Source organism: Thermoactinomyces sp. CICC 10735, assembly GCF_016055175.1.
Taxonomy (GTDB): domain Bacteria; phylum Bacillota; class Bacilli; order Thermoactinomycetales; family Thermoactinomycetaceae; genus Thermoactinomyces; species Thermoactinomyces vulgaris.
In genome coordinates this window covers 436,101-460,584 of record NZ_JAECVT010000001.1, presented here as the reverse complement: position 1 = coordinate 460,584, position 24,484 = coordinate 436,101, and the positions used below count along the sequence as shown (strand labels likewise).

Genomic DNA, 24,484 nt, shown 5'->3' with positions numbered 1-24,484 from the left:
TTTTCTGTGCAGGGGCATTGTCATGAATTGATCAGGGAGATGAGAGGGGGAAGAGATTTGACCGCCAGTCTGGAAAGCACCGGGGAATTTTTGGCAACCGTAGCAAAGAATCCTGAACGTGGTTTTGAATTTAACATACCGTCCGATCTTTAGTCTCTGAGATGGGTCAGTTTCTCTTAAGGTGCAACAATGAGTAAAGCAAATGGACATTAAAAAAGGAGCCGTTTGCGGCTCTTTTTTAGTTAAGAGGTTCCACAATGGATGCAATTAAACAGATTCGTTCGTTCCCGTTCCTAAAAGGGGACGTGGGTTTCAATTCCACAATGGATACAATCAAACCCCTTGCGTAAACACCAGTTATATCAAGCACTTTAAGTGTATCAAAAATCAAGATTTGCAGCAAACCACCGGTTGTGTCCGGCAAAGTTTCATGCGGAGGGCGATTGATGTTTAAAGAAGCTGCCAGACGAACGGGCAGCTTCTTTAAAATCAAAGGTTTGATATGTTCTGCTGTCTCAGCCGGATAAAAACTTTCCGCCACACCACCCATGAAGCAGCTCCCAGGATCACTGAGGTGAGAATGCTTCCTTCAATCCCGAAAGGGCCGCCGTGGAACCATTCGGGGCCGTGTGTCGTCGCGTGAAGAAGCGGGAAGGACAGGCTTTGTCCGCTCACAGCCAATCCGTAAACCGAGCCTTGTGCCCAGTTCCAAACAGAGTGAATGGCGCAAATTCCCCACAGGCTTCCTTCGTTTAAAACGTGACCGACGGCAAACAAGCCGAACAGACTGATGTTCAAGAAAGAAATCACGTTGATCCCGTCATTTAACAAATGCATGGCGGCAAAGAACAGAAAGGAGGTGCCCACCGCAATCCAGAATGGTGCGCGCATGGCCATGACCGGGAACAACCAACCGCGGACCACGATTTCTTCCGTTGCGCCCTGGATGATGAAGGTGATCATGGAAAGCAGTAAAATGAGAAGCGCGGGGAGATGGATTTTCGTGATCTCAAAGGTCAGAGAGCCGGTGATCCAAAGGAGGAACACAGGGGAGGAAATGAGCAAAAAACCCCACATCCACCCGGTTATGTACTTTTTAAAAGCCCTCTCTTTCGTAAAGCCGATGCTGGAGACCGGCCGTTTCTCCACCAACCGGACCCAGGCGAAAGTGAACAGTGCGGTTCCGCTGAAGGAAACGATCAGTTCCAAATGAAACCAAACACTTTGCATCAGCGGGGAAACAGGGGGCGGAAACAAAATGAGAAAGAAGATCCCGAGCCCACCGAAAAAAAGGAAAGAAAAGGCGATGACCGGGGCCAAAACCGGATGAATTTTTCTTTCGCCGGTTGCGGCCAGTTTTAACAGGGTAAACGTTTGGAAGTTCATAATCGGTCCTTTCGAAAAGTAAAATTTTCAATATAATCTATCATATATGAAAACGACAACAAAAACCATCGGTGATCCTTTTTCTGTCTAATCGGTCAAAAAAAGTGTATACTAGTAGGGGATAGAAGAGAAGATTTTTTCTGACAACTGGGGGACTATCAGTGTTTAAAAAACAAAAGACGAGTTTGTATTCCAAAACGTTGATGGATATTACATCCTTGATCGTGGAGGCGGCTGAGCTGTTTCGCGAAAATGTGGAAAACCTTGAACAACGGGAGCAATATGGAGAGAGAATCAAACGCCTCGAGTCCAAAGGGGATGAATTTGTCCAGCTTTTGATTTCCCAATTGAACAAAGAATACTTCCCGCCGATGGACCGGGAAGATATTTTCCAATTGGTGGCCAAACTGGATGATATTTTGGATGGCATTGAGGCTTGTGCCGAACGTTCGTTGTATATCGAGAAGACAACACCGCAGCTGATCCGGTTTGCGGATATTTTGGTGCAAACGGCCAAAATTTTGCAGGAAGCATTCACCTCATTAAACGACCGCCGGTTCGAAGCGCTTCATAAGGCGACCATTGAAGTCAATTCCTTGGAAAGTGAAGCGGATCAATTGTTGCGGGACAGTCTGAGCGAATTGTTTTTTGATCCGAAAGATGTGGTCTTGCTGATCAAAATGAAGGATATCTATGAGCGGCTGGAAAAAACAACCGATGACGCCGAAGACATTGCGGATGTTTTTGAAAGCATGATCATTAAATACGAATAAGGAACGGATAAAAAAACACCGGCTTTACGGCCGGTGTTTTTTATATAAACAGGCGGACAATTTGGGTGATGGTGAAGGTGACGGCAACCGCGATGGCGGTGGGAATCAGTGCGGCCAGGAGAGACCATTTGACGCTTTTGGTTTCTTTATAAATGGTGAACAAAGTGGTCCCGCACGGATAATGAAGCAGGGAAAAAAGCATCATATTGAGTGCCGTCAGCCATGTCCATCCGTGGTCGAGCAGGATTTGTTTCAGATCGGCCAACTGATCAACTTCCACCATGGAGCCGGTTGCTAAATAACCCATGAGCAGGATGGGAAGAACCACTTCATTTGCCGGCAATCCGAGGATAAAGGCGAGCAAAATGAAACCATCCAGTCCCAGCGCATGTGCAAACGGGTCCAACAAGCGGGCGGCATGTTCCAGAATGCTGGCCGAACCCATATCGATATTGGCCAGGATCCAGGTGATCAAGCTGGCCGGTGCGGCGATGATGACGGCCCGTTTTAACACAAACAAGGATTTATCCATGGTGGCCCGGTAAATGGTGTTCCAAAATTTCGGCCGCCTGAACGGCGGGAGTTCCAACGTGTAATGTGTGGGAACCCCGCGAAGTGCGGTTTTGGACAAGGTCCATGACACAAAGAGCGTGACGACAATGCCGAACAAAACCAGTCCCATCACCACGGCGGCGGTGACCATGGTGCCGATGCCGGAGCTGAAACCGGCTGCCATGAATAGTGATGCCAAAAGGATCAGAAGGGGCCACCGGCCATTGCAGGGAACAAAATTGTTGGTCAAAATGGCCAGCAAACGTTCCCTCGGGGATTCAATGATCCGGGTGGAAACGATGGCCGCTGCATTGCATCCAAATCCCATGGCCATGGTGAGGGCTTGCTTGCCGTGGCCGCCGGATTTTTGGAAGACCCGGTCCATATTGAAAGCCACTCTGGGCAGAAATCCGAAGTTCTCCAACAGTGCAAACACAGGAAAGAAGATGGCCATCGGCGGCAACATGACGCTCACCACCCAAGTGGTTCCCCGATAAAGCCCGAACACCAAAAGATCATGAAGCCAAACGGGGGAGCCCAAAGCCTGAAGGACTTGGGAAAGAACCGGTTCCCCCGCGCCGAACAGACGGGCCAGGGCTTGGGAGGGAAGATTCGCTCCCCAGATGGTCATATAAATAATCAAGCCCAAGATGGCCAGCATGATCGGAAATCCCCAAGTCCGGGAAGTCAAAATCCGATCCAGTCTGGCGTGGGAGGGGGGGATCCGGTGTTGCCGGGTGTAGCGAACGCTTTCCTCGCACAGTTGATGTGAGTTTTGATAAATCCGGCTGACAATCTCGTCGCGGATATTTTCGCTTCGTAAGGATTTGCTCTGTTCCATCAAATGATCCAATTCGCCCAGAGGAAATGCGGATGAATTTGCCATGATCCTTTCCTCCTTTTGTTTAGCCGTGAGCACGGGTGGCGCGGGCAGGTGGCTGTTTTCGGGCAAATTTTTGTTTTAACACCCGAAGCAAAGACTCATCGCCCTCCAACAAGCGCAAAGCGAGCCAGCGGGCGGGGAGGGAGTCGCCGAATATTTCTTTGATTTTCGGTTCGATGCGTTGGATATGTCTTTCAATATTCTCGCTGTACTCAATCCGGTAAGGTCGGGTGATGATTTGTCCGCTTACCATCTTGTGCAAGGTGTCAAGCAACCGGGTGATGCCTTCACCGTTGCGGGCGGACATTTTGACCACCGGAATGCCCAGTTTGGACGCGATTTTTTGGTCATCGATGACAATGCCTTGCTTGGAAGCCTCGTCGATCAGGTTAATGCACAAAATGACCCGTTCGGTCATCTCCAAAACTTGCAAGGCCAAATTCATGTTCCGCTCTAATGAAGTGGCATCGACGACGACCATGGTCACATCGGGTTGTTCGAAAATGATATAATCGCGGGCCACTTCTTCATCGGCGGAGTTTGAGAACAGGGAATATGTTCCGGGCAAATCGATCAAGCGATAGTCGTTTCCTTTATGGTGAAAGGTTCCTTCGGCAAGTGACACGGTTTTTCCCGGCCAATTTCCGGTATGCTGGTTGAGTCCGGTCAGGGCATTAAAAAGAGTGCTTTTTCCCGTGTTTGGATTTCCGGCCAGTGCAATCCGGTATTCACTCATTGGTTTCATCTCCCAATTTTTCACCCCATATTTTTTGGCTCTCTTCTTTTCGGAGTGCGATGGTGGATTGGCTCACCCGATAGGCGACCGGATCGCCCAAAGGACTTTGATACAACACTTCGACCAACGCCCCCGGAATGAAGCCGAGATCCAGCAGTCTGCGCCGGAGGACGCCTTCCACACGGATTTCCCGGATGCGGAAACGATCCCCCGGCTTTGTATCAAAAAGAGTATGATGATTCATTTTTTCACACCTGCTCTTTTTTTCTATTGAGACAAATTTGTTGGTTTAGGGCAACATTTAATTTAAAGAAAATCAATTATACTATATAAAGTATATATAACTGTAGATATAAAATCAATATGGTTTTGCAAGATATGTATCGTCTTTCACGCCGTTTGTCAGGAGGTTTGCGTTTGGTGCGATTCGAGTGATACCATTTTATGTGGTATGATGACAATGTGTGTCACATCCCTTTCACTTTTGTGAAGATTATCCATAAGGGATTTCATGGTAAGATAAAATACGGAAACAGGCTCTTGTTCAGAATGGAGGGATTCCGTGTCTGCGTCACAAATTTTATTCCAAATCTTTTCGTATCCCAGCAATTGGAACTATCAATTGAATCTGCTTTTCATCCTGATTGCGGTGGTTTATTTGTTGATCACTGGTCCCTTGCGGCATCGGTTTAAAGATGCAACTGAGGTGAAAGGATCGAAGAAAGCGGTGTTTCTGACCGGCTTGATTGTTTATTATTTTGCTGTGGGAAGCCCGCTGGCCCTTTTGACGCATGAGTTATTTACCATGCATATGCTGCAAATGGCTTTGATGTTTTTTGTGGTTTCACCTCTTTTGTTGATCGGGATTCCGGTTTATTTATATCGTGCTGTTTTTCGCATCAAGCCGTTGAAAGCGGTGTTTTCGTTTTTGTCCCGTCCGTTGTTGACGGTGTTCCTTTTTAACGGTTTGTTGTCGTTGTACCATGTGCCGGCGGTTTTTGATACGATCATGAACAGCGAGGCGTTGCACGTGATCTCGCACACGCTCCTGATGGTTGCGTCCCTTTTCATGTGGTGGTCGATTGTATCGCCGGTGCCGGAAATGGATACCTTAAGAGACAGGCATTTAATCAAAATTGCGTTGATTCTCGGGGGGACGGTCTTGATCACTCCGGCTTGTGCACTGATTATTTTCACGGATACGGTTTTATTTGAAAGATTTCAAGAGACCTCCCAAATGCTGCCGCTGTTTGCTCCGCTGATCGACCAGCAATTGGGCGGGGTCATCATGAAAATCATCCAGGAGATTTCCTTTATGGCGGCCATCGGCACCGTTTTGGCCGGCTGGTTTAAAAGCGAACGGAAAAAAGACCAGGAAGATTTGATGCAAATTGAAAAGGAGCGGCAACTCAGATTCTCCGAAAATCAAGTGTGAAGGTGTGAAACATGAAGAAGATCCGAATTGCAGGTTTGATCGCGGGAAGTGCCATCTTGCTGGCTGCCTGCGGATCAAACGGAATTGGGCCCAATCAAAGCGGACAAGTGACGGAAGGGCCGGAAAAAGTGTATATGCAGCACTGCGCCAATTGTCACGGTGAACAATTGCAAGGAGGGTACGGCCCGGCACTCAAAGAAGCGGGAAAAAAATATTCTGAAGCTGAAATCTTGACCATTATTCAAAAGGGAAAAGGAAGCATGCCTTCGCAAGGCTTTATCAATGAAGAAGACCAAAAACAGCTGGCCAAGTGGCTGTCGGAGCAATAGGGACAACGTGTCTTTCATCAACCTGTCAGGGGTTGATGTTTTTTTATGCGCAGATGGAAGCCGGATGAATATAATGGTACGGAATGACAAGAAAGAGCAAAGGTCGATCGCAATGGAAGAAAAAAAGAATTCCTTGTTGATCCGGTTTCCCTCTTCGATTCCTTCCGCATACATGGCGCAGTTTCCGGCCGGACAAGGGATCCCGGCAGCCGACAGTCGGGAAGCATGGTCCTTGATCAGCCGGGAGCCGGAGTGGACGAAGGTGGAATTGGTGAATCCCCCGGCGGCGGTGTTAAAGCGGTTGCTGGAGGAAGGCCGGAATCCTCAAAACATCGTCTTGTATTATGATCATTTGCCCCAAGCGGAAGAGGGAACGTTTCTCCGTTCTTTCCATGTCCGGGTTCCGTCGCTTTGTTTTTATTATTTCTTCCGGCAACGGGAGGTGGACGTGGAGCTGATTCATCCACAGCCGGTTGAACCGCTGAAAGGCTCCGGGGACGGGGAAGAGGCCCCAAAAGACTTGAAGATGAAAAACAAAGTATGCTTGTGGATCGATGACCGGTTGGTTGCCCCGCGTTATCGCAAAGGATTGGCGCTGACGGTTTTGAAAGTGCTCAAGCAGTCGGATGATCTTGAAGTGATTTGGGCCGGGCCGCACCGGGAGGATTTTGATCAGCGGATCCGGGTGGTTCCTCCGGAAGAAGCAGACCGGAAACATCTTTGGCTGGCGGCAGATATCGTGGTGACATTGAGCCCGGTTGCCCAGTCGATGGCCCCGCTTCATGTCCGGTGTTTGGCGAATCAAAAAGCGGTGATCACGGATGACCGGGGGGATCATGGGGAGTGGGTGAATCATGCATTGACCGGCTTCTTATTGAGTCAAAAAGGAATGTTTCCGGAGTTGCGCAGGTATTTGCTGCGGTTGTTGCATCAGCGGGATATGCTGATGCGCTTTCAGCAAAACGGACCGCTTATGGTTGAAAAGGTGCTGAAGAAAAGATGAAACCCGAAGTCAGTTTGATCATTCCCCACCAAAACGATTGGAAACGCATGCGGGTTTGTCTGGAAGGGATTTTGGCGTATACCCATGCGGAATATGAAGTGATCATCGTGGATCATGCCCCGGGGAAGATCCCGGAAAAATTCCTGCAACGCCCTCCGTTTACGGTCATTCAACATCAACCGGATTTGGGGCGGGCCGCTTCACTCAACTTGGGAATGGAAAGGGCGAGGGGAGAGTACATTGTCTGGCTGAGCCCTTATGCCGTTCCTTCACACCGTTGGTTGGCACAGCTGCTTGCCGTTTTCAAAGCGAGGGAGTGGACGGGGATGGCGGGGCCAGTTACCAATCGCGGAAATGCCAAGCAAAAATTAAGCATTCCCTTTAAAACCATCTCCAAAATTCACCGGTTTTCCAACCAATTTAACCACAGCAATCCCACGAGGTGGAAAGAGACCGAGGTGTTGTCGGGATTTTGTGTGTTGTTCCCGCGGAGGCTGGTTGATGAAATCGGATGGCTGGATGAACGGTTTGGAGATGGTATCCACGCGGAGGCGGATTATTGCCGGCGGGTGCGGAGAGCGGGGTATTCTTTGATCATCGCCGCCGATACGTATGTTCATCAGCTGGCAAAAAAACCGTTGAGCAAAGAAGAAGTGCGGGATCAGATCAAAATCCGCAAACAAAACCAGAAATATTATGAGTACAAGTGGTTTTATTTACAAGATCACAATGGAGGCCAATCAACGCTTCATCCGTAAAATACAAACCTTGGCTGGTTTGTATTTTTTTTATCGGGTTATATATATTTCGGGGTTTGCAATCAGCCGGAAAATGGCTGCTGGACAGGCTGTGTCGAAAGGGGGATCGGGGGATGATTGGTGTTTTCATGGTCGTGATCGTGTTATTGGGCGGAATTCTTTATCTTTTCCTGAGTCCGAAGGTTCCGTCCATCAGTCCGGATGATTTGAAGAAGGTCATGGAAAACAACCATAACATATTAATCATTGATGTCCGCGAAAAACGGGAATATGAGTCCGGACACATCCCCGGAGCAGTCCATGTTCCGTTGCGCCAGCTGGAACGTCTCAAAAAAGAGGCAGATCAACAAGAAAACGGCGGGGGAGTGTATATCTACTGCCGCTGCGGTTCCCGCAGTGCGATTGCCGTGCGTGAATTACGGAAGCTCGGGTGCCGGAATGTGTACCTGCTCCGGGGCGGGCTCATAAATTGGAACGGTCCGGTCCAAAAAGCTGAGGAAAAAACAGATGAATAAAGGGGCGAGTCTGCGGGAGGGGTGTATGATGGAGGAAGACACAGTCCGATATTCCGTGATTTCAGCCAGGCAGACTTTGATATTGGCGTGGTGAATTGATGTGGATTGCGGAGGGATGCATTGCAGTTATTTAAAACTTGTTTGTAACACAAACTATCTGTTGAAACAAAATTTTTATTGAAACATTTACCGGTCGTTTGTGAGGTTTTAAAAACACTGGTTAAATTGAAAAACCTCTGGTTGTGAAAACCAGAGGTTGATATTCTAAAGAATCGTTTACCACCAGGAGCTGCATTGATATGATGTATCACTGAGGATACATACGCGGAAGCGGCGGTTCGGGTCGCTGGATGCCGGATATGCCCAAGTGGTAATGGTGGATGTTCCGGAAGTGATATAATCATACGTGCCAATGGTTTGTCCGCCATCAAAGCTGACATCAAAGAAAAGGGTATAGCCGGGGCTGGAAGTCGTGAGCCTTCCCCAACCGTATTGTTGTCCGTTGTAGTAGCCCACTCTTAATTCCGCATTACTGATGGTGCGGACGGTTGACCGGTTTGTCGTGCAATCAGGGTCCGAAAGCCAGCCATTGTAAATTTCACACGCTTGCGCTCCAACGTCTGCCGCATGCGATACTGCCGGCACTCCCAAAAATCCCATCACCGCCACCATGGCAATCGCAAACAGTCGTTTCAATCCAAACGCCCCCCGTTAAATTATACTGAAAATTCAAAACACACTTATAATTATAATCTTTATCGGATGGATTGTATAGCATAATTTTCAAATTTCTGAAAAAGGTTGCATCAGCCGCCATATTAAAAGAGCGTCTGTTTACTTCAACGCGGTTGGATTTTCCGGACCATGTCATTGAACCGGAAGCGAAATCGATTATACTATACAAAGATGTAAAGATTTTCTAAGGAGGATATGATCATGAATCATTTAATGACCGGCAAGAATGTTGTCATCATGGGGGTGGCGAACCAAAGGAGTTTGGCGTGGGGGGTGACCAAATCCCTGCAAGCCGCGGGGGCCAATTTGATCTTTACATACCGGAAAGAACGTTCTTATCAAAAGCTGACTTCTCTGTTGTCAGAGGCTGGAATTGATCCTTTGCTCATTGTTCCGTGTGATGTTTCCGACGATGCCAGTATTGAAAACGCCTTTTCCGAGATCAAACAAAAAGTCGGGACAATCCACGGCTTGGTTCACTCGATTGCATTTGCCGACAAGGATGAGTTGTGCGGGGAGTATGTGGAAACTTCCCGTGACGGGTACCTGATGGCGCAAGAGATGAGCGCATATTCACTGGTTGCAGTGGCCCGGGAAGCAAAAAAACTCATGCGTGACGGTGGGAGCATTGTGACGCAGTCCTATCTCGGGGCCGAGCGGGTCGTGAAAAACTATAACGTGATGGGCGTAGCCAAAGCGGCATTGGAAGCCAGCGTAAGGTATTTAGCAGAGGATCTGGGGAAATATAACATCCGGGTGAATGCCGTTTCCTCCGGGCCGATCCGGACCCTTTCCGCAAAAGGCGTTTCCGGTTTCAACGACCTGATGGGAATCATTGCCGAAAAAGCGCCGCTGAGAAGAAACGTGGATCAAAGCGAAGTCGGGGACGCCACATTATTTTTCTTAAGCCCCTTGTCCAGAGGGATTACCGGGGAAGTGCTCCATGTCGATGCGGGTTATCATATCATCGGGGTGTAAACAACTCTACGGTTCATAAGCAATCGTTTCATATCAATTAAAACCAGTTTGCGATGCAAACAATATAAAAATACCCAAATCACTCAAAGTGGAGACCAAGGGACCGGAATCGCTCACGGGAAAACCTTATCTCCAACCATGTTGATATGAAAATAAAGCAATGAACAGGTTTTTTATCACAATTTCTTCTAATCTTTTATAAGGAGAAAACCAACAAACCGGCTGTCCATCGGCACAGGGAAGCCGGTTTGTTTTTTGGAAAAAAGATTAACCGGCAGAGACTCCTCCGTCGACGATCAGGATATGTCCAGTTACATAGCCGGCTTCGTCGGAGCACAACCAAGTTACGGATCGGGCGATGTCATCCGGGTCACCGATCCGGTGGAGGGGGATTTTGGATTCATATTGGCTTGGGGTGAATCCTGTTTGCTTGAAGACCTGTTCCAGCATCGGGGTGCGAATGGCCCCCGGGCAGATGGCGTTGATCCGGATGTTGGATTGGGCATATTCCAAGGCGGCAGATTTGGTTAAACTGATCACTCCGCTTTTGCTTGCCGAATAAACGGATGCGTTTGGATGGCCATCCAAGCCGTTAATGGAAGAGATGTTTACAATGGTGCCGGATCCTTGTTTTAACATCTGGCAAATCTGATGTTTCATACAAAGCCAGATCCCCTTCAGGTTAATTGCCATGGTGAGATCAAAATCTTCTTCCGTGATGTCGGCCAGAGGGGCCAATTTCCCCCCGGTGCCCGCCGCATTGCATGCGAAATCCAAGCGTCCGAAGCGGTCCATGGTTGTTTGGATCATTTTCCGGACTTGCTTGTCTTGCGAAACGTCGGCTTGAACCGCAAGGGATTCTCCGCCCAAACCCCTGATCATTTCTTGTGTTTCCTCAATGTTCTCTTTCGTGCGCCCGACGACCACGACTTTTGCGCCTTTTTTGGCAAAAGCCAGGGAAGTTGCTCTTCCGATTCCGGAACCCCCGCCGGTCACCATGGCCACTTTTCCGGCAAATGGCTTCATCTGTTCATCCCCTTTGCTTTTTTTGTCCGGTGTGAATCATAAATTTGCAAATAAAACAAATGATTAGCAATCATAAAAATCGTTATACTGATTGTATCTTATCATGTATGAAAAAACCTGAATGAAAAAAGTACCCTTTTTGGATCCAGGAAAAAGAGCGAAACTGCCTCGTATTTATCTCACGGGAAAGAGAGGGAACGGATTTGGTGAAAGACGATTGGCATAATCCGGAGTTTGCGCTTCACTGGGATCAAACCGCTTTGGCAGGAAACCCGACCCGGAAGGAACAGAAGGACCTGCTCATTTTTCTGCTTGAGCAAAAACTTTTTTCAAACGCAACCCTTCTGGATCTGGGGATCGGTTCGGGGCAGATCGAGGAGAAATTGTTGGCCCGAAGGGCGGATATCACGGTTATCGGAGTCGATGCTTCCAAAGCGATGCTGGACTTGGCCCGGACATGGTTGGATCCGGCGCGTTGCCAATTGATTCAGCATGATATCGGCGACACCGATACACTTGCCGTTCCAATGGTGCAAGCAGTCATAATCGTTCAGACGCTTCACCACCCGCCGCATGACAAACAAAAGGCAGTGTACCGCTTCGTCCATCAACATCTTGAGCCAGGGGGCCAGTTCCTGATCATGGACCGCATCCAATTGCCGGATGAGGCTTTACATCCCGTCTGCGCGGACATGTGGGACTGGCTTGAACGGAAAACGGATCATCCCGACGGAACAACGGGGGAGGAATTTCTTAATAAATTCCAACACAAACATGATCACCCGGCAGGATTGGAAGAGCATCTTCATTGGCTGCGGGAGTCCGGATTCACCACCACATGTTTGCATTTAGCTTTAAATCGCGCCTTGTGGGTCGGGGTGAAAGTGTGAGAAAAGCATTGGAGAAGGAAGAACGAAGTACCGCATGGATTGCAGAGAAGGCATCACAGACGAACACGATGGACGAATCGATTGCCGTCGGACAGAATATCATGAATAAATTATTTGATTAAATTCAAACAAGTTTGTATTGCAAACAAACAAAACGCTTTTTTCTTTCTGCAGATTGGGTACTCATGCAACAATCGAGCCGGACGTCATCTGGAACAAGATCTGGATGTTGTTTTATTTCACAGAACGTCTGCCGGCATTGAACTGACGGAAGCCGGGGAACGTTTTTATAATCGGATTGTGCCCGTACTTGATGAGCTGAATGCGGTTCGTCAAGAGTTAAGACGATTTTGTCAAACCACGCCTGTGGCCATTGGGAGTCTGCCCAGTCTCGCGATCTATTATTTGCCGCCGAGGATCAGGGGAAACCGGTTTTCAGGCCGGTCCATGACCTTGATGATTCAAAACACCTTTTGGGAGCTGATACAATCCTTGCAGGAAGGAAGGCTGGATGCAGTCTTTGTGGATACATCCTATGTGGGGGATTCTTTGTGGAGTTGCGAATTGTTTACGGAGTCTTATTATGCGGTGTTTCCTTTGCATCATCGTTTCCGTGAGCGAAAAACGGTGCATCTTTCGGAACTTTGCGATGAACCCCTCATCGTTCATCAAGCCCCTTGTGATACAAGGAAGCATATTATCGAACAAATGGAATTGCTGGGTCGCAAGCCAAACATTATCAGTGAAGTGGCCTTTGGCGACTTTATCCTTGGAGCAGTAGCGGCAGGAATGGGAATCACGATTATTCCCGAATTGATGGCGAAAAATATTGGCCATCTCCAGCTGTTTGCTCTGCCTGTAACGGATTTCGGCAGGGAAAGGTCCATTTCGATCGCTGCCCGTCATCGTAAACTAGGAAGGCAATTATATCAATTGATATCGACTGCAAAGTGACACCGGACTGCGGGTGGGAATCTCAACATGATCAACAGGACCCATGTGAATGGGTGCTTACTTCTGGGATATGAACATTAACAAAAGAAACATGTGTGGGTTACAACAAGAAAATCAACATATATACCTCGATGATCCGAAAAGCGCTGCGGGGAAAGTGTGACTTATCATGAAGCGAAAAACGTTATCCAGAAATATATCCGCCAGTAAACTCCAATATTATATGTGGAAAGAGTTTTTAAGGTGGTGGGAGGAGAGGGGCGCCCAAGGATTCTGGATGAGGGAGTAGAAGCGATGATTGAAAAAGTATCACGGACCGGAGTGTGCGAAATCGTGTTGTCAGGATTGATGAGATAGAGCTTTTTGGAAAGATAATGGCCAAGGGCCAATTCCAAAGGATGTTTGATCGTGTTCAACAATGGATTTTGTTTGAATAAGAAAAGGCCCGTGTGGGCCTTTTTTATTTATTCTCCTTTTTCTACATGCTCCAAAGTCTTTCAAATCTTCGCGAACCCACGACCCGCCATAAGCCCCAAGCCATGGTATTGTTAGGCTATCTGTATGACCGCTTTGGGACTTATCTCGAACTTTCCCCTTTGTTTATTTTCTGCCATTTTTCCAGTTCCATATTGGGGAATTCATCTGCAGTATCGATTTGAAGCGGAGAAATTAGTTCTAAAAGGTTTCCATCAGGATCTTTAAAATAGATAGCTGCATGTGCGTGAGGAACGTTTGACAATACAAGAGGTTGTCTGTCGGGTGAAAATCCAAAGAAAGGACTCACTTCAACCCCAATCGACTGTAACCATTCTTTTGCTTTTTTAATATCCTCTACATAAAAGGCAATATGACGTAAAGAAACATGATAAGGCGTATGAACTTGTTCACATTGCCATAACCCTAACCAACTCTTGCCTTTTTGAATCCAAAAAAAAGCTAAATTTTCACTCCGGTGAGCCAATTCAAGACCTAAGTTTTCATAAAACTCAATTGAACGATCTAAATCACTGACAGGCAAATGGGCTTCATATAATCCTTGAATCATTTTGTCCCCTCCCTCAATATCCGGCATAGCCGAAGGTAATAAAAATCAGAAAAATGAGGTTACTCAATCGATAACATATTTACACACCCAGTCTTATACCCCTTTAATTATATTTTTTAAACATATTTGTTTATTAAGTGTGAAAAAGAAAAGAGAGCAACGCCATCTCTCACCCAAACATTCAAACACTCCCCGGGGAATGCCACATTCACGATCCACGTGACCATGAAGTCATCACCAGATCCTCGTTAATGAACGTCCTTAGAAGGAACAAAAAAAGCTGCCTTATTCAGGCGGAGGGGGATTTACATGATATGTTTCAGCCCATTCATGATGATCTTCAAAAAACTCCCGTACTCTTTTTTTAAACAATTCAACCACTTTATCTCTTTCATAACGAGGCTTAGGCACACCTCGCCCACTAAAAGGATCATACCAAAAATGTTCACCTAAACCCATATTTACTGACCGGTCATAGTCATCCTCCAAAAATGACTGATCATGAATACCGACTTTTCGAATAAATAATTGCTTTGCCTCTGGTGAGCTATTCGCTTCTACAATAAAGCATTGATTATGTATTGTGTCTTGATTAACTTGTTCCCCTTCTATAACCAGATAAGAAGCCATCAAAGTTTTAAACAGGATACCCTCAGTGATTAGATATCACTAAGGTGGATGACGCATATTTGAAGTATGTTGAACGATTCATTATCGAAAACGAATTGTATGATTAGCCTTCCGTAATGGAGAGATTTTTTCTTTTATAGTCGAATAAGGTGAGTGGGGGGATGAAAAAAGATGAAGAGATAAAAAAAGAAGAGATATGGTTTGGTCGCCTAGGGACCGCATATGAGCAAGCAGAAGCTAAGATCGAAAATATCACGGCCCGGAATGTGCAGGTGTCGTTTAACCAAGTTGTCCAGGTGAAAGGAATACGACTGCTTGGTGAAGTGTTGTCAAAAGGGAAATTCCGTCAGATGTTTGATCATGTTCAACAATTGAATTTGTTCAAATGAAAAAAGGCCCATCACAGGCCTTTTCTTATTTGTACAGAGGATAACCGGTTATGCAAATGTCTTCACCGAAACGCTCAACAGTCACATTTTCAAGTTCTACCGCCAAAGCCATTCGTTCAAATCCTTTTCCTGAAATAGGAGTAATACTCTCTTTCCCACCGAGCAATTTGGGAGCAATGAAGGATACCACTTTCCCAACAAGTTTGGCTTCAACCATTGACCAGTTGAGTCCACCGCCCCCCTCAAGTAAAACTGATAAAATTCCGTTTTCAGCTAAGTATTTCATGGCTTTTACCAAATCAACTTGCGGGCCGCTACCGGTACGTATAACTTTTACTCCACGATCCACAAGTTGTTTTTCTTTCTCTTCATCTGCGGCATCAGTACAAAATACCCAGGTTGGCGCTTCTTCTGTGGTCGTCACTAGTGGAGTATCCAGGGGAATACGTAAATGGCTGTCAGCAACAATACGGGTTGGATTTTTGCCTCCACCTTCGGGTAAACGCGTTGTCAGTCTCGGGCGGTCTTTTAAAACAGTTCCGATCCCGACCATGATTCCGTCATTCCAATGACGCATGTAATGAACGTCTTTTCTCGAAAGTTCATTGGTTACCCATTTACTGTCGCCGTCAGCAGTGGCGATTTTCCCATCTAAAGTCATCGCCGTTTTGAGTGTTACCAAAGGAAAACCGGTTTTTTTGTAATATTCCAAGGCTTCCTGTTTGGTTTGTTCATGTCTCATATTTAAACCCCCAATATCTACAAAGTAAATTTATATACAAACTTATAAAGATCCGTCCGACTAGTGAGTTGGCAGTATTCAACGAGCTTGCTGGAAGCATCAAATGTTTTCCGGGTGATTCTCGCAACAGGAACGCCTTCAGGCATTTCTAAAAGTTCACGTTCTTTTTCTGAAGGGTAATCAATGACAATTGTTTCTTCACAGGAAATCGGCTTTCTTCCAAAGGATTCCAGAGTTTTATATAAACTCAAGGTGGGATTCTGCTTTACTTCTTTCAGAATGCTTGCTAATTCCTCAAGCGGAAAGGAGTGGGGGATATACGATTTTGAGATCGAGACAGGGGTCCCGTCTCGTAGTTGCAAAACGTGGTATAACAGCACGGGTGGTTGCAACTCCCCACTCAATTCTTCCGGCATTGCATCTAATTGCCGGAGATCAATGTATTTTTTTGTTGCTTTGCTGTGATCTCTTCCAAATCCTCTGCGTGACGACTCAAACCGACCAAGAAGCGAGTCGGTGGATACCCCAAAGAATTCAGCGATTTTTTTAATGTTCTCAATGCTTGGTTCATAAATTCCCTTTTCCCATTTCGATACTGTGGTGTTATCAATACCAAGGTGACTCGCTAATTCTGCTTGGGTCACTTTTTTTCTTTTTCTAAGCTCCTTGAGCCTGTTCGCAAAAGCCATGCATTTCCCTCCTTCCTGTTTCCATCTCCGAGTACATCTTAATATAAAGTTGATCAAATAGCAATTTAAATTATTGACATTTGAGTAAGTATCGAATATTCTTAAATCAAGAACTTGAGCAAACATCAATTTATTGAGTCGTGACCTTCGTAAAAGCTGGATACTGAACTTTTAGTATTGAGCAAAACGCCAATCGGAGGTGGGAAGGGATGAACAAATTATTGCCCTCAAAGGCGGTGAAAATTGTGAAGATTGAAACTGGGGAGAAAACAATATATTTTCCGCTGTCGCATTTGATTCATGCAGAAATTGAGCCAGGAAAAGTGATTTTTTCCGGATTCAGTTACGATATTTTTTCTTCTGCTAATTCAGAAAAGTATGAATAGGGAGTCGGGTTTGTCGACTCCCCCCAAAAAAACAAAGGAGTGATCCAGTTTAAAACTGAAAAAACTTTTCGGAGATCTGATCCCAATGTATCTGATCCCGTTGAAGCGCGGTGACAGATGGAGTTTGAGAAAAAACAGAAAAAGGACGTGAATTCATTAAAGGCTTATTTTTTCCCGGATAATATCCCGGAAAAGCAAGGTGATTGTATCTATTTATTCGAGGGCCGTTGTTGACTCGGAAATAACAGCATTGGACTAGAAAATCAAGAAAAAGAAACCGAAGTCGTGTCATTTATCTATAAGAATGGCCAGTTAGTCCGATCGTGCACAACCGATGAAAATGGGAGAGTGATTAGTGAGTGTTTCTGTGATGACGACCAGCTCGCTTACAAATTTGATTACGATGAGCAAGGCTGGATTCGGAAAACTTTCTATGACGAAAAACAACAGAAGCGAGGCTTTTTACAATGGATAAGGTACTTTATACATTCGCTTTGCTACTTATTTTAACGATATATGTCGCGCCTGTCGTAGTAGTGGCAAGTGTTGTTTATGATTTCATTAGACGGAAGTTATTCAAGAAATAAGAGGGAGAGAAGAGAATGGGAGCACCTGATCTCAAGGGGACGATTGCGTTTATCTCGAGTTTCGCTGATCTGTTCATGCTGTTTGCTGCTGTTGCGATTGTCATCCTAACATTTATAGCTATCTGGCAGATTGGCTTTAAAGGAAAAAAGCCTGTTAAAGTCTTTACCCAATATTTTGTTCGTATTCTCGCATTGTGGATCATCTCTTCATGCCTGATCATCATGGTTGCAGCCCAATTGATGTCCTCGTTGTGGGACAGCGTTTTATTGGTGATCGATATGGTCGGGGGCAAACTTGCAGAGGCTGCGAAAGGAGATATGTGATGGAATTAATCCAAGGACTGATGTTTTTGAGCGGTCAGTTTGCAGTGACGGTTTTTTCAGTAATCTTCGCACCGCTAGTCATACTTATCGGTTATCGGACCAATTGGAATATATCCAGGATGTTGAAAAAAATTACTTCAATGCTTTTAGCCTTTATCATTGTGTCTGGCTTCTTTATATCGGTTGGAAGCTATGGTCATGATGAAGAGGCTGAACAGTGGGAAAAAGAAGTGAAGGCGTCGAAAAAATGATTTGGTATTTAATCTTCACTATTTTCGTGGCGGTGCTCGGAGCTTTCACTTTTTGGTTTAGGAAGAGAGAAAGAGTGGAAAACCAAGCGCTAACCACCAAACCGAACACAGAAGATGTTGATGAAATAGAGGACTAGCGAGGCAGGCTAGTCCTTTCTACTGAAAGGAGTGATCCTGATGAAAAACCACTCATCCCGGTTTCATTCGTCCCGAACTCAAAAAATTCCTACTTGGTTGAAAAAAGCTGGGGAGATATTGAAAACGGACGTTTTACCGGAGGTATTAGATGCTTTGTTTGAACCAAAAGAACGGAAGAAGATCGAGGAATGGTTTAAAACAGAACCACTAGATGAGAAAAAAGAGGAAAAGAAAGAGCAACCGAAGCGCGGTCGGATCGCCGGGAAAATGGTGACGGATTCCCCGAAGCATATCGCATTTGCTCGTCACAGGTCTGGAAAAATCCTCTCCTTGGTACGGGAGGAAAATGAAGAATCGAAAGACAGTCTTTCCACTCCGATGATGGTGGTGGGAAAACAAGGAGCCGGAAAGAGCACTTTGTTCATCAACATGGCCTTGGAGTTTTTCGGGGTTCGTGCAAAGAACCGAAAAGAGTGGGAACAAATTGCCCGATCTGTCTTCTTGTTTGATGTCGCAGATGGCGTGATGTTACCGGAAATTCTGGCTTGCGTGCCAGAGTGGATCAGGGACCGGGTGGTCATCCTGAACCATGCCAATGTGGAGCGTGTTGTTCCTATTGATTGGCACGATCTCATGAAACTGTACCAGGATGACGAATCCATTGCTGCTGAGGTGGCCGAGATTGAAACCGAGCTATTGCGGAAGTTTCTCAAAGATGACACTCAAACGGTATCTATTGAAAGATTTTTCAAAAGCGCTCTTCAAGCATCATATCGTGTCGGTGAAGGAAACTTGCTTGACGCCATGAGGATTCTGAAGGATGGAGAGTATCGGGACGAACTCATGGAAAGACTCAGTGAGACTGATTTTGAGTTGGAGATTGCGATGAATCAGATTGACGAAGAGAGCGAAAAAGAAAACAGCCGAGTGCTAGAAACCATCGAAAACCGAATTGCACAATTGAGATCATACAAGCGCCTTTTCTACTCGCTCAGTCAGACAAAAGATGAAAACATCGACTTTTGGAAATGGATGAATGAACCGTATCTAGTACTAATCCACATTCCAAACTCTAAAGAGACTTTCCAAGATTTTGCTTTTACCCACTATATTATCAAGATTTGGCGTATGATGATGGCCCGTGAGATGATCCCGAATTCATGCCGCAAGGAATGTGCGGTGATCGTAGATGAAATTGATCTGATCATCAAAAACAAACCGGTTCAAAACATATTCCTACAAATGACTAAGAAACCGCGGAAGTATCGGACCAAGTTCATTTTCTCATTTCACGATTGGTCATCATTCGCGAAAGCTGGCCAACGCAAGAGTGATATTCTGAGGTCATTCAAAACAGGAATGGATATGGTTCTGTTAAAGGGAAGCGATGAAGTGTTTCAGGATTTTGAAGTAGAACTGGATCCGTTCACTGTTGAGGATTTTCACAACTTGGAGAAATACCAAGGGATCATGCGGATTACTTGCAATAAAAAGGAGTATGTATTCCGCGCGAAGCTACTTGAACCAGCTTTAATGCGGTTGTCATCGTTCTCTGTCCCTGATCTGGAGAATCAATTCGGTATGACGAAAGCATCAATTATAAAAAAAGCAAGGGAAGTTCTCTTGCCTCTGTATGCCAGAAAAGAGGCAAAATCCAAAAGAGAAAACGTGACTACAAAGGATAAAGTATTGGTATTGTTGCGTGAGACACCCGGTTTAACAACAAAGGAAATTTGCGAGGAACTTAATGTTTCCCGAATGACATTCCAGCGTATAAAAAAAGAGTTGAAACTTCAAGAACAAAGAAACGGAAAAAAACTAGTGTATTTTGTCTAACTGTAACATGTAACATGGATTTCCTTTCCCGGATTTTTGCTAAGAGAAAATATCGAAGTTATATGGGTTTTCGGCTACGATGTGTAACATCATTTCACTTCGATGTTACACATCATGTTACAAGAAAGGAGAGGGAAAATGATTGAAAGTGGAGCAAAAATTATTGAGTGGATTATGATAATTTCAAATTCTATATTGATATTTTTGCTAACATATAAACTGTACCAAATTTTTTTGATTTGGATTGGTCTGGAATTACAAAGAAATCCGGTCATTGACCGGTGGGCATGGAGACTAATTCTCATTGGATATATGTTATTGTTTTTGTGTTTTGGGTTACTGATTCTGGTTTATTATTGGGTGTTTCTTGTGCTTTTTTTGGTGATTGGATTTTTGGGGAGAAAAACATTCGCTCCTTTCGTCAATCCATTTGTTTGGATTGGGAAATATCCGTGGAAAGTGGCTACTATTCTATTAAAGGGAAAAAGAGGAATAAAAGATTAAAACTAAAGTTAATGTCTGTCTGTTCGACCGCCGCTGTAATGCTTTTATGAAGCGCAAAGGATGGAAGGTTATGCGTTTTACTTATAATGATATAAAGAAGAAAAGAACACAATCTATTGATAAAATCATAAACTACACTCATAAGAAATAAGCTGCCCTATAAAGAGAAAGGATGGCTTATTTTATTGAAAAAGCTTCTGATAGAAAATAAATTAATCATGGTATTGTATAAAGATCGTTTTATTATGAATGTTCGGATATAATTGTGTTGGAAATAATAACTAAGGAGGAGTTCTATGAAATCTATTTTGACAGTTTGGCTTGCCATAATCCTGGCGCTATCTGGTGTTACCTTTGATATGCCAACAGCCTCGGCGCTTCCTGATACTCCATCGCTGGCAGAGGCTCAATCTGAACTTAACGCACTGACCGTTGCTCCCGAAGGATCGATGACAGGGTACTCGAGGGACAAGTTCCCACATTGGATCAATCAAGGAGACGGTTGTAACACTAGACAAGTTGTTTTAAAGCGCGATGCTGACTATTATGAGGGTGAATGCCCTGTAACCTCCGGAAAATGGTATTCCTACTACGATGGGGTTACCGCCTATTCACCATCCGAGATCGACATCGATCATGTAGTTCCCCTCGCAGAAGCATGGCGAAGCGGTGCCAATGCATGGACCCAAGAAAAGCGCCAAGCATTTGCAAATGATCTTGACAACCCCCAACTCATCGCAGTGTCTGCCAGTAGCAACCGAAGCAAGGGAGACCAGGACCCATCAACGTGGAAGCCATCAAGGGCTGGCGCACATTGTGCGTACGCTAAGTGGTGGATCCGAGTGAAATATAAATGGGGTTTGACTTTGCAATCGTCGGAAAAGACTGCACTACAAAGCATGCTCAATACTTGCTCTTATTAATTTGCAACCCGAGAAAGGAGTTACTCGGATGCAAGAAATAACATCAACATTTACTGCAACTCATGGTGTGATGACAAACGAAGTCGGTGTGATTAGTGGCGACCTCATGTTACGAACTACATGCGATGACGCCGGAACTCTTAAAATGTCTATTACATACGTCGGCGCCGAGGAGTGGTACACACTGCCAGGTAAGAACTATCGCCTGCACGATCCGCGCGACCACGAGGTTATCCACCGTATTCTCGTCAATGTTTTGGAACGTCCTTAAAAGAAAAAAAGCTGCCTTATTCAGGCAGCTTTTTTTGTGCGCAAAAACAAAAAAATTAATACTTTGACCCTAAAAATGACCCCCTGATAGGTATATTACTTATGAAGGGGGGAGATTTGGAGATTTGCAAAAAAATTTCATCCCAAATGTCTAATTTAGAACTGTGGCTTCCCATTATGTTTTAGTGAAAAGAGTTAAGGAGAGAAAAAATCATTTCCTGTTCTTCCATATTGCTTGTGAAATCATTACTAATTCAAAAAAAGACGCCATAATGGGCGTCTTTTTTGAAAGGAGGAATTTAAATGAATGCAAATTTGGTGACCTGGGAGCAACTAGCAGTCATTGTCAGTATTATTTCAATGGTAATATCTATAATGAATCAGAACGGACGTAAAAGATAATGATTCCATTGACGATCCAGCAATTCATAAGATGAAATCTTGTTGTTTTTCAAAATTTGCTAACACTAATGTGGTTAGCGTTAGTGCTAGCATAAATGCTAGCATCATGGACGTTGTGCATGATGTCCAAGTGAAAATGAAAAGCGAATAATGAATGGCAAAATAGAATCTCTTAGGCGTATGTTAGTGAGCTTCTATTTTTCCTTCTGAGACGTTTTGAATCCCTATCGAGTTTAAAGAAAGGGTTTTAATTTTTGAGTTTATTTTACAACACCAAAAATGTTGCGCCGAGGGATTTGGAAAACACATGAGCTGTTTAATCAAGGTGTAGCCTATTACATGAATTTTCTGTTGCTGATACGTCAGGAAGCAGTGGGAAGTCAGAGTAAAGAAGAGATTCAGCGACAGCTGATGGACCACATCCGCCAGCGACAAAGTCGGACGGGTGAAGTCGGAGAACCCGAAGACATTTTGTCTGCACTTCGAAAAATGTATGAATGTATTATAACCGGAAATGCATCTCAATCAGCAAGTACCTGGTTGGGGCGTCTTGTGGATCCCAACACTGTATCAGGAAAAGGAATATCCAAAGCAGGGAGAAAACCTCGATGGATGAAACTGAAAATGCAAGGAGACCCACGATGGGAGGAAGAGTATCAAAAGGACAAAGAAAGAAGCAATCTGATCCTTGGTTGGACATCTTAAATACTTTGGAAACCTACAGGTTACAACCAATTCTTCATTTATACACGGATACCCGCGAAGATATTCAGTGGAACCCAAAGCGACAGACCCAAGTTGTACGAAAATGGGATAAAGAAATGTTCCAACAAGCAATGACTTTTATTGGAGTTCTAAAAAACTGTCAGCTCAAACAACAACCGAAAAAAAGATTTTTTGCCGCATATGAGCGGCGAATGCATGATACTGTGACCCACCCTCTTTTTCAATACAAAATTAATTACCGAAGGACTCTTGATTTGGAAGTTCGTCTACTGGCCAGATTTCTCGAGGGGGGAAGAAAAGTTACTAAAAGACATTTCTTCATAGTAAAAGATGGTAAACAATATAAATATGAGTGATATGGGGGGCTTTAATTATGAAGTGGTACAAAAATATAAATGAAGATGCCAAAGTTGCTTTTGTATTAACTTTGACAGAAAAACTTTCAGATCAAACGAAAAACTACGATTGGTATGATCGGATCAAAAGAGTGGTGGATATGTGCTGGGATTGGGTTAAAAATAGAAAATATAGTGCTGTGGACATTTATGACGTGTTTGCTGATGAAGATGAAGCACTGGTTTTCATTGAGCACTATCCGGGAGTGGTTGATAATCCTGCATTACTATCTCTATTCTTCTGCATATTTGATGGCATCTGTTATGCTATATGGAAAGCCTATCAATTAGAGAAAGATTATTTCCCACAATTGCTTGAAAGCGAAAGTGATCAATCCATCGAGATCTTTATGGAAAAAATCGTAAAAGTAAACGGCTACCAAGAAGAATGGGCAGATCGTTTAAAACAATACCTATTGGAAAATTATCCGGCAGGCAGTGATAGGAAAATTAAGAGAGAAGAATTGTTGAGGTTGATTGCATAAAAAAATGATTAAGTGGAAACATTTCCGCTATATTTGGCGTAATATATGAAGGGGATTTTCCCCTTTTAATCGTCCCAATTGCACAGAAGCAATTGAGTAAAAGACTTTTTGATGATTTCCAAAGCCGATACACTGAAGTCTTTCACGACTTCCAAAGCCGATACTCTGAAATCATCAAACCCTTTCCCATGGCCATTTTTGGCTGTGGGATTCTTTATTTTGTTAAAGCACAGTTCATTTCACAGTTCAAACCACAGTTACACAGACAACATTATAAATAAATAACTATAAAAAGAAAAATAATATAAAAAGAAAAATATAAATAATTAAGGCTAAAAAGCAAAATGTTTTTTAGCCTTAAATCAAGGTTTATTTAACAAGTCTTTTTATAAGAAATCAATCACAGAGAGAAAAGAGTTAAAATAAAAATTCTTCATTCATTCACATTTTTTGCTGTGAGAATTTTCAAGTCAAAAAATATATAAGTCAAAGTTTCGCCAGCGAAGAGGTGGCCGCCACCTGCACGAACGTGACACAGTGGTATTTTTCGTTCACTGTGTAAGTGGCGTGCCAGGAGATTGACTAAAGAAAAAGGAGGTTATCGTATGAAAAAATTAGACGAGAGACAAAGCCGATTCATTGAATCCAGTTTGGAATAAAAAAGACCGTCCGATATGGACGGTCTTTTTTATGCATGCAAAAATACATGCTGATCCAATATTAAAGTTCCCGGGTATTTTTCATAACCACTCGACATTTGAATTTCAAGAGGTTTCGGTGGTTATCCCATTTTGACATATTTCATCAGG

Annotated in this window: 30 protein-coding genes and 1 pseudogene; 20 read left to right on the top strand and 11 right to left on the bottom strand. The window is 44.4% G+C overall.

Annotated features, from left to right (window positions below; genetic code table 11):
• Positions 1-238: 238 nt before the first annotated feature.
• A complete protein-coding gene (locus I8U23_RS02415) occupies positions 239-550 on the bottom strand; it encodes a hypothetical protein (RefSeq protein WP_121874424.1) in 312 nt (103 codons plus the stop codon).
• On the bottom strand, positions 490-1,386 hold the full coding sequence (locus tag I8U23_RS02410) for a CPBP family intramembrane glutamic endopeptidase (protein ID WP_198050691.1): 897 nt from the start codon (positions 1,384-1,386) through the stop codon (positions 490-492). The genes I8U23_RS02415 and I8U23_RS02410 overlap by 61 nt, the downstream gene beginning before the upstream one ends.
• 161 nt (positions 1,387-1,547) lie before the next feature.
• On the opposite strand from I8U23_RS02410, the gene I8U23_RS02405 reads away from it, so the two are divergent.
• Positions 1,548-2,159, top strand: coding sequence for a DUF47 domain-containing protein (locus tag I8U23_RS02405; RefSeq protein ID WP_049720150.1), 612 nt, complete (start codon positions 1,548-1,550; stop codon positions 2,157-2,159).
• Positions 2,160-2,199: 40 nt separating this feature from the next.
• On the opposite strand, the gene I8U23_RS02400 is transcribed toward I8U23_RS02405, so the two are convergent.
• Genes I8U23_RS02400 through I8U23_RS02390 form a run of 3 tightly spaced genes read right to left on the bottom strand, consistent with a single transcriptional unit; the run spans position 2,200 to position 4,574 of the window.
• The gene (locus I8U23_RS02400; protein WP_049720149.1) at positions 2,200-3,597 is read right to left on the bottom strand and encodes a nucleoside recognition domain-containing protein; all 1,398 of its coding nucleotides are present in this window, start codon (positions 3,595-3,597) and stop codon (positions 2,200-2,202) included.
• A gap of 19 nt (positions 3,598-3,616) precedes the next feature.
• A complete protein-coding gene (locus tag I8U23_RS02395) occupies positions 3,617-4,330 on the bottom strand; it encodes a FeoB small GTPase domain-containing protein (protein WP_037996032.1) in 714 nt (237 codons plus the stop codon).
• Complete coding sequence (locus tag I8U23_RS02390) at positions 4,323-4,574, bottom strand: FeoA family protein (RefSeq protein ID WP_037996031.1); 252 nt, start codon at positions 4,572-4,574, stop codon at positions 4,323-4,325. Before I8U23_RS02390 ends, I8U23_RS02395 begins: the two co-directional genes overlap by 8 nt.
• 318 nt (positions 4,575-4,892) lie before the next feature.
• On the opposite strand from I8U23_RS02390, the gene I8U23_RS02385 reads away from it, so the two are divergent.
• The 5 genes from I8U23_RS02385 (at position 4,893) to I8U23_RS02365 (ending at position 8,370) form a co-directional block, all read left to right on the top strand.
• Entirely contained in the window at positions 4,893-5,765 is an 873-nt protein-coding gene (locus I8U23_RS02385; RefSeq protein WP_049720148.1) for a cytochrome c oxidase assembly protein, read from the top strand.
• Positions 5,766-5,776: 11 nt separating this feature from the next.
• Positions 5,777-6,094: a c-type cytochrome gene (locus I8U23_RS02380; RefSeq protein WP_037996028.1), complete on the top strand. Its 318-nt coding sequence runs from the start codon at positions 5,777-5,779 to the stop codon at positions 6,092-6,094.
• A 64-nt stretch (positions 6,095-6,158) separates the two neighbouring features.
• On the top strand, positions 6,159-7,097 hold the full coding sequence (locus I8U23_RS02375; RefSeq protein ID WP_131470927.1) for a hypothetical protein: 939 nt from the start codon (positions 6,159-6,161) through the stop codon (positions 7,095-7,097).
• Positions 7,094-7,855, top strand: a complete 762-nt coding sequence (locus tag I8U23_RS02370; RefSeq protein WP_049720147.1) for a glycosyltransferase family 2 protein — start codon at positions 7,094-7,096, stop codon at positions 7,853-7,855. The genes I8U23_RS02375 and I8U23_RS02370 overlap by 4 nt, the downstream gene beginning before the upstream one ends.
• A 113-nt stretch (positions 7,856-7,968) precedes the next feature.
• Entirely contained in the window at positions 7,969-8,370 is a 402-nt protein-coding gene (locus tag I8U23_RS02365) for a rhodanese-like domain-containing protein (RefSeq protein ID WP_062843046.1), read from the top strand.
• Positions 8,371-8,646: 276 nt separating this feature from the next.
• On the opposite strand, the gene I8U23_RS02360 is transcribed toward I8U23_RS02365, so the two are convergent.
• A complete protein-coding gene (locus I8U23_RS02360) occupies positions 8,647-9,066 on the bottom strand; it encodes a hypothetical protein (protein ID WP_049720145.1) in 420 nt (139 codons plus the stop codon).
• A 240-nt stretch (positions 9,067-9,306) separates the two neighbouring features.
• Here I8U23_RS02360 and fabI point away from each other — a divergent pair, with 240 nt between their 5' ends.
• Positions 9,307-10,083 (top strand): enoyl-ACP reductase FabI, encoded by a 777-nt coding sequence (gene fabI, locus I8U23_RS02355; RefSeq protein ID WP_181732885.1) that lies wholly within the window; start codon positions 9,307-9,309, stop codon positions 10,081-10,083.
• A 267-nt stretch (positions 10,084-10,350) separates the two neighbouring features.
• Here fabI and I8U23_RS02350 read toward each other — a convergent pair whose 3' ends face one another.
• Entirely contained in the window at positions 10,351-11,109 is a 759-nt protein-coding gene (locus I8U23_RS02350) for a glucose 1-dehydrogenase (RefSeq protein ID WP_181732886.1), read from the bottom strand.
• Positions 11,110-11,315: 206 nt separating this feature from the next.
• Here I8U23_RS02350 and I8U23_RS02345 point away from each other — a divergent pair, with 206 nt between their 5' ends.
• From I8U23_RS02345 to I8U23_RS02340, 3 genes are read left to right on the top strand one after another with little or no spacing between them, the layout of a single operon-like run.
• Positions 11,316-11,999 (top strand): class I SAM-dependent methyltransferase, encoded by a 684-nt coding sequence (locus I8U23_RS02345; RefSeq protein WP_198050690.1) that lies wholly within the window; start codon positions 11,316-11,318, stop codon positions 11,997-11,999.
• A complete protein-coding gene (locus tag I8U23_RS13530; RefSeq protein WP_255516909.1) occupies positions 11,996-12,121 on the top strand; it encodes a hypothetical protein in 126 nt (41 codons plus the stop codon). Before I8U23_RS02345 ends, I8U23_RS13530 begins: the two co-directional genes overlap by 4 nt.
• Positions 12,114-12,953: a LysR family transcriptional regulator gene (locus I8U23_RS02340; RefSeq protein WP_232335416.1), complete on the top strand. Its 840-nt coding sequence runs from the start codon at positions 12,114-12,116 to the stop codon at positions 12,951-12,953. The genes I8U23_RS13530 and I8U23_RS02340 overlap by 8 nt, the downstream gene beginning before the upstream one ends.
• Positions 12,954-13,530: 577 nt before the next feature.
• Here the strand turns inward: I8U23_RS02340 and I8U23_RS02335 are convergent.
• Both I8U23_RS02335 and I8U23_RS02330 read right to left on the bottom strand, forming a co-directional pair.
• Positions 13,531-13,998 carry a VOC family protein gene (locus I8U23_RS02335; RefSeq protein WP_181732888.1) on the bottom strand — a complete coding sequence of 156 codons (468 nt, stop codon included), beginning with the start codon at positions 13,996-13,998 and terminating at the stop codon, positions 13,531-13,533.
• Positions 13,999-14,283: 285 nt separating this feature from the next.
• Entirely contained in the window at positions 14,284-14,628 is a 345-nt protein-coding gene (locus I8U23_RS02330) for a hypothetical protein (protein WP_181732889.1), read from the bottom strand.
• Positions 14,629-14,789: 161 nt separating this feature from the next.
• Here I8U23_RS02330 and I8U23_RS02325 point away from each other — a divergent pair, with 161 nt between their 5' ends.
• Positions 14,790-15,017 (top strand): hypothetical protein, encoded by a 228-nt coding sequence (locus tag I8U23_RS02325; RefSeq protein WP_181732890.1) that lies wholly within the window; start codon positions 14,790-14,792, stop codon positions 15,015-15,017.
• Between the two features lie 25 nt (positions 15,018-15,042).
• Here the strand turns inward: I8U23_RS02325 and ribD are convergent, their stop codons facing one another.
• The gene (gene ribD, locus I8U23_RS02320) at positions 15,043-15,759 is read right to left on the bottom strand and encodes a bifunctional diaminohydroxyphosphoribosylaminopyrimidine deaminase/5-amino-6-(5-phosphoribosylamino)uracil reductase RibD (protein WP_181732891.1); all 717 of its coding nucleotides are present in this window, start codon (positions 15,757-15,759) and stop codon (positions 15,043-15,045) included.
• Between the two features lie 17 nt (positions 15,760-15,776).
• The gene (locus tag I8U23_RS02315) at positions 15,777-16,448 is read right to left on the bottom strand and encodes a helix-turn-helix domain-containing protein (protein WP_181732892.1); all 672 of its coding nucleotides are present in this window, start codon (positions 16,446-16,448) and stop codon (positions 15,777-15,779) included.
• A 209-nt stretch (positions 16,449-16,657) separates the two neighbouring features.
• Here I8U23_RS02315 and I8U23_RS02310 point away from each other — a divergent pair, with 209 nt between their 5' ends.
• The 9 genes and pseudogenes from I8U23_RS02310 to I8U23_RS02270 all read left to right on the top strand — a co-directional run bounded on the left by I8U23_RS02310 (position 16,658) and on the right by I8U23_RS02270 (position 23,675).
• Positions 16,658-16,834: a hypothetical protein gene (locus I8U23_RS02310; protein ID WP_181732893.1), complete on the top strand. Its 177-nt coding sequence runs from the start codon at positions 16,658-16,660 to the stop codon at positions 16,832-16,834.
• Positions 16,835-17,436: 602 nt separating this feature from the next.
• Positions 17,437-17,745 (top strand): hypothetical protein, encoded by a 309-nt coding sequence (locus I8U23_RS02305; RefSeq protein ID WP_181732895.1) that lies wholly within the window; start codon positions 17,437-17,439, stop codon positions 17,743-17,745.
• Positions 17,745-17,996, top strand: coding sequence for a hypothetical protein (locus I8U23_RS02300; RefSeq protein ID WP_198050689.1), 252 nt, complete (start codon positions 17,745-17,747; stop codon positions 17,994-17,996). The genes I8U23_RS02305 and I8U23_RS02300 overlap by 1 nt, the downstream gene beginning before the upstream one ends.
• 177 nt (positions 17,997-18,173) lie before the next feature.
• On the top strand, positions 18,174-19,970 hold the full coding sequence (locus I8U23_RS02295) for a helix-turn-helix domain-containing protein (RefSeq protein ID WP_198050688.1): 1,797 nt from the start codon (positions 18,174-18,176) through the stop codon (positions 19,968-19,970).
• Positions 19,971-20,108: 138 nt separating this feature from the next.
• Complete coding sequence (locus I8U23_RS02290) at positions 20,109-20,474, top strand: hypothetical protein (protein ID WP_198050687.1); 366 nt, start codon at positions 20,109-20,111, stop codon at positions 20,472-20,474.
• A gap of 296 nt (positions 20,475-20,770) precedes the next feature.
• Entirely contained in the window at positions 20,771-21,397 is a 627-nt protein-coding gene (locus I8U23_RS02285) for an HNH endonuclease family protein (RefSeq protein WP_198050686.1), read from the top strand.
• Positions 21,398-21,425: 28 nt separating this feature from the next.
• Positions 21,426-21,668 carry a hypothetical protein gene (locus I8U23_RS02280; RefSeq protein ID WP_181732900.1) on the top strand — a complete coding sequence of 81 codons (243 nt, stop codon included), beginning with the start codon at positions 21,426-21,428 and terminating at the stop codon, positions 21,666-21,668.
• Between the two features lie 680 nt (positions 21,669-22,348).
• A pseudogene (locus tag I8U23_RS13790) lies at positions 22,349-23,151 on the top strand (hypothetical protein).
• 17 nt (positions 23,152-23,168) lie between these two features.
• Positions 23,169-23,675, top strand: a complete 507-nt coding sequence (locus I8U23_RS02270; protein ID WP_181732902.1) for an Imm6 family immunity protein — start codon at positions 23,169-23,171, stop codon at positions 23,673-23,675.
• The last annotated feature ends 809 nt before the right edge of the window (positions 23,676-24,484 follow it).

Excerpts from the sequence above, each read along its gene's own strand:
- I8U23_RS02415 (WP_121874424.1), bottom strand. The coding sequence starts at position 550 with ATGGGTGGTGTGGCGGAAAGTTTTTATCCGGCTGAGACAGCAGAACAT.
- I8U23_RS02410 (WP_198050691.1), bottom strand. The coding sequence starts at position 1,386 with ATGAACTTCCAAACGTTTACCCTGTTAAAACTGGCCGCAACCGGCGAA.
- I8U23_RS02400 (WP_049720149.1), bottom strand. The coding sequence starts at position 3,597 with ATGGCAAATTCATCCGCATTTCCTCTGGGCGAATTGGATCATTTGATG.
- I8U23_RS02395 (WP_037996032.1), bottom strand. The coding sequence starts at position 4,330 with ATGAGTGAATACCGGATTGCACTGGCCGGAAATCCAAACACGGGAAAA.
- I8U23_RS02390 (WP_037996031.1), bottom strand. The coding sequence starts at position 4,574 with ATGAATCATCATACTCTTTTTGATACAAAGCCGGGGGATCGTTTCCGC.
- I8U23_RS02380 (WP_037996028.1), top strand. The coding sequence starts at position 5,777 with ATGAAGAAGATCCGAATTGCAGGTTTGATCGCGGGAAGTGCCATCTTG.
- I8U23_RS02375 (WP_131470927.1), top strand. The coding sequence starts at position 6,159 with ATGAATATAATGGTACGGAATGACAAGAAAGAGCAAAGGTCGATCGCA.
- I8U23_RS02370 (WP_049720147.1), top strand. The coding sequence starts at position 7,094 with ATGAAACCCGAAGTCAGTTTGATCATTCCCCACCAAAACGATTGGAAA.
- I8U23_RS02365 (WP_062843046.1), top strand. The coding sequence starts at position 7,969 with ATGATTGGTGTTTTCATGGTCGTGATCGTGTTATTGGGCGGAATTCTT.
- fabI (WP_181732885.1), top strand. The coding sequence starts at position 9,307 with ATGAATCATTTAATGACCGGCAAGAATGTTGTCATCATGGGGGTGGCG.
- I8U23_RS02350 (WP_181732886.1), bottom strand. The coding sequence starts at position 11,109 with ATGAAGCCATTTGCCGGAAAAGTGGCCATGGTGACCGGCGGGGGTTCC.
- I8U23_RS02335 (WP_181732888.1), bottom strand. The coding sequence starts at position 13,998 with ATGATTCAAGGATTATATGAAGCCCATTTGCCTGTCAGTGATTTAGAT.
- I8U23_RS02330 (WP_181732889.1), bottom strand. The coding sequence starts at position 14,628 with ATGGCTTCTTATCTGGTTATAGAAGGGGAACAAGTTAATCAAGACACA.
- I8U23_RS02325 (WP_181732890.1), top strand. The coding sequence starts at position 14,790 with ATGAAAAAAGATGAAGAGATAAAAAAAGAAGAGATATGGTTTGGTCGC.
- ribD (WP_181732891.1), bottom strand. The coding sequence starts at position 15,759 with ATGAGACATGAACAAACCAAACAGGAAGCCTTGGAATATTACAAAAAA.
- I8U23_RS02315 (WP_181732892.1), bottom strand. The coding sequence starts at position 16,448 with ATGGCTTTTGCGAACAGGCTCAAGGAGCTTAGAAAAAGAAAAAAAGTG.
- I8U23_RS02310 (WP_181732893.1), top strand. The coding sequence starts at position 16,658 with ATGAACAAATTATTGCCCTCAAAGGCGGTGAAAATTGTGAAGATTGAA.
- I8U23_RS02305 (WP_181732895.1), top strand. The coding sequence starts at position 17,437 with ATGGGAGCACCTGATCTCAAGGGGACGATTGCGTTTATCTCGAGTTTC.
- I8U23_RS02300 (WP_198050689.1), top strand. The coding sequence starts at position 17,745 with ATGGAATTAATCCAAGGACTGATGTTTTTGAGCGGTCAGTTTGCAGTG.
- I8U23_RS02295 (WP_198050688.1), top strand. The coding sequence starts at position 18,174 with ATGAAAAACCACTCATCCCGGTTTCATTCGTCCCGAACTCAAAAAATT.
- I8U23_RS02290 (WP_198050687.1), top strand. The coding sequence starts at position 20,109 with ATGATTGAAAGTGGAGCAAAAATTATTGAGTGGATTATGATAATTTCA.
- I8U23_RS02285 (WP_198050686.1), top strand. The coding sequence starts at position 20,771 with ATGAAATCTATTTTGACAGTTTGGCTTGCCATAATCCTGGCGCTATCT.
- I8U23_RS02280 (WP_181732900.1), top strand. The coding sequence starts at position 21,426 with ATGCAAGAAATAACATCAACATTTACTGCAACTCATGGTGTGATGACA.
- I8U23_RS02270 (WP_181732902.1), top strand. The coding sequence starts at position 23,169 with ATGAAGTGGTACAAAAATATAAATGAAGATGCCAAAGTTGCTTTTGTA.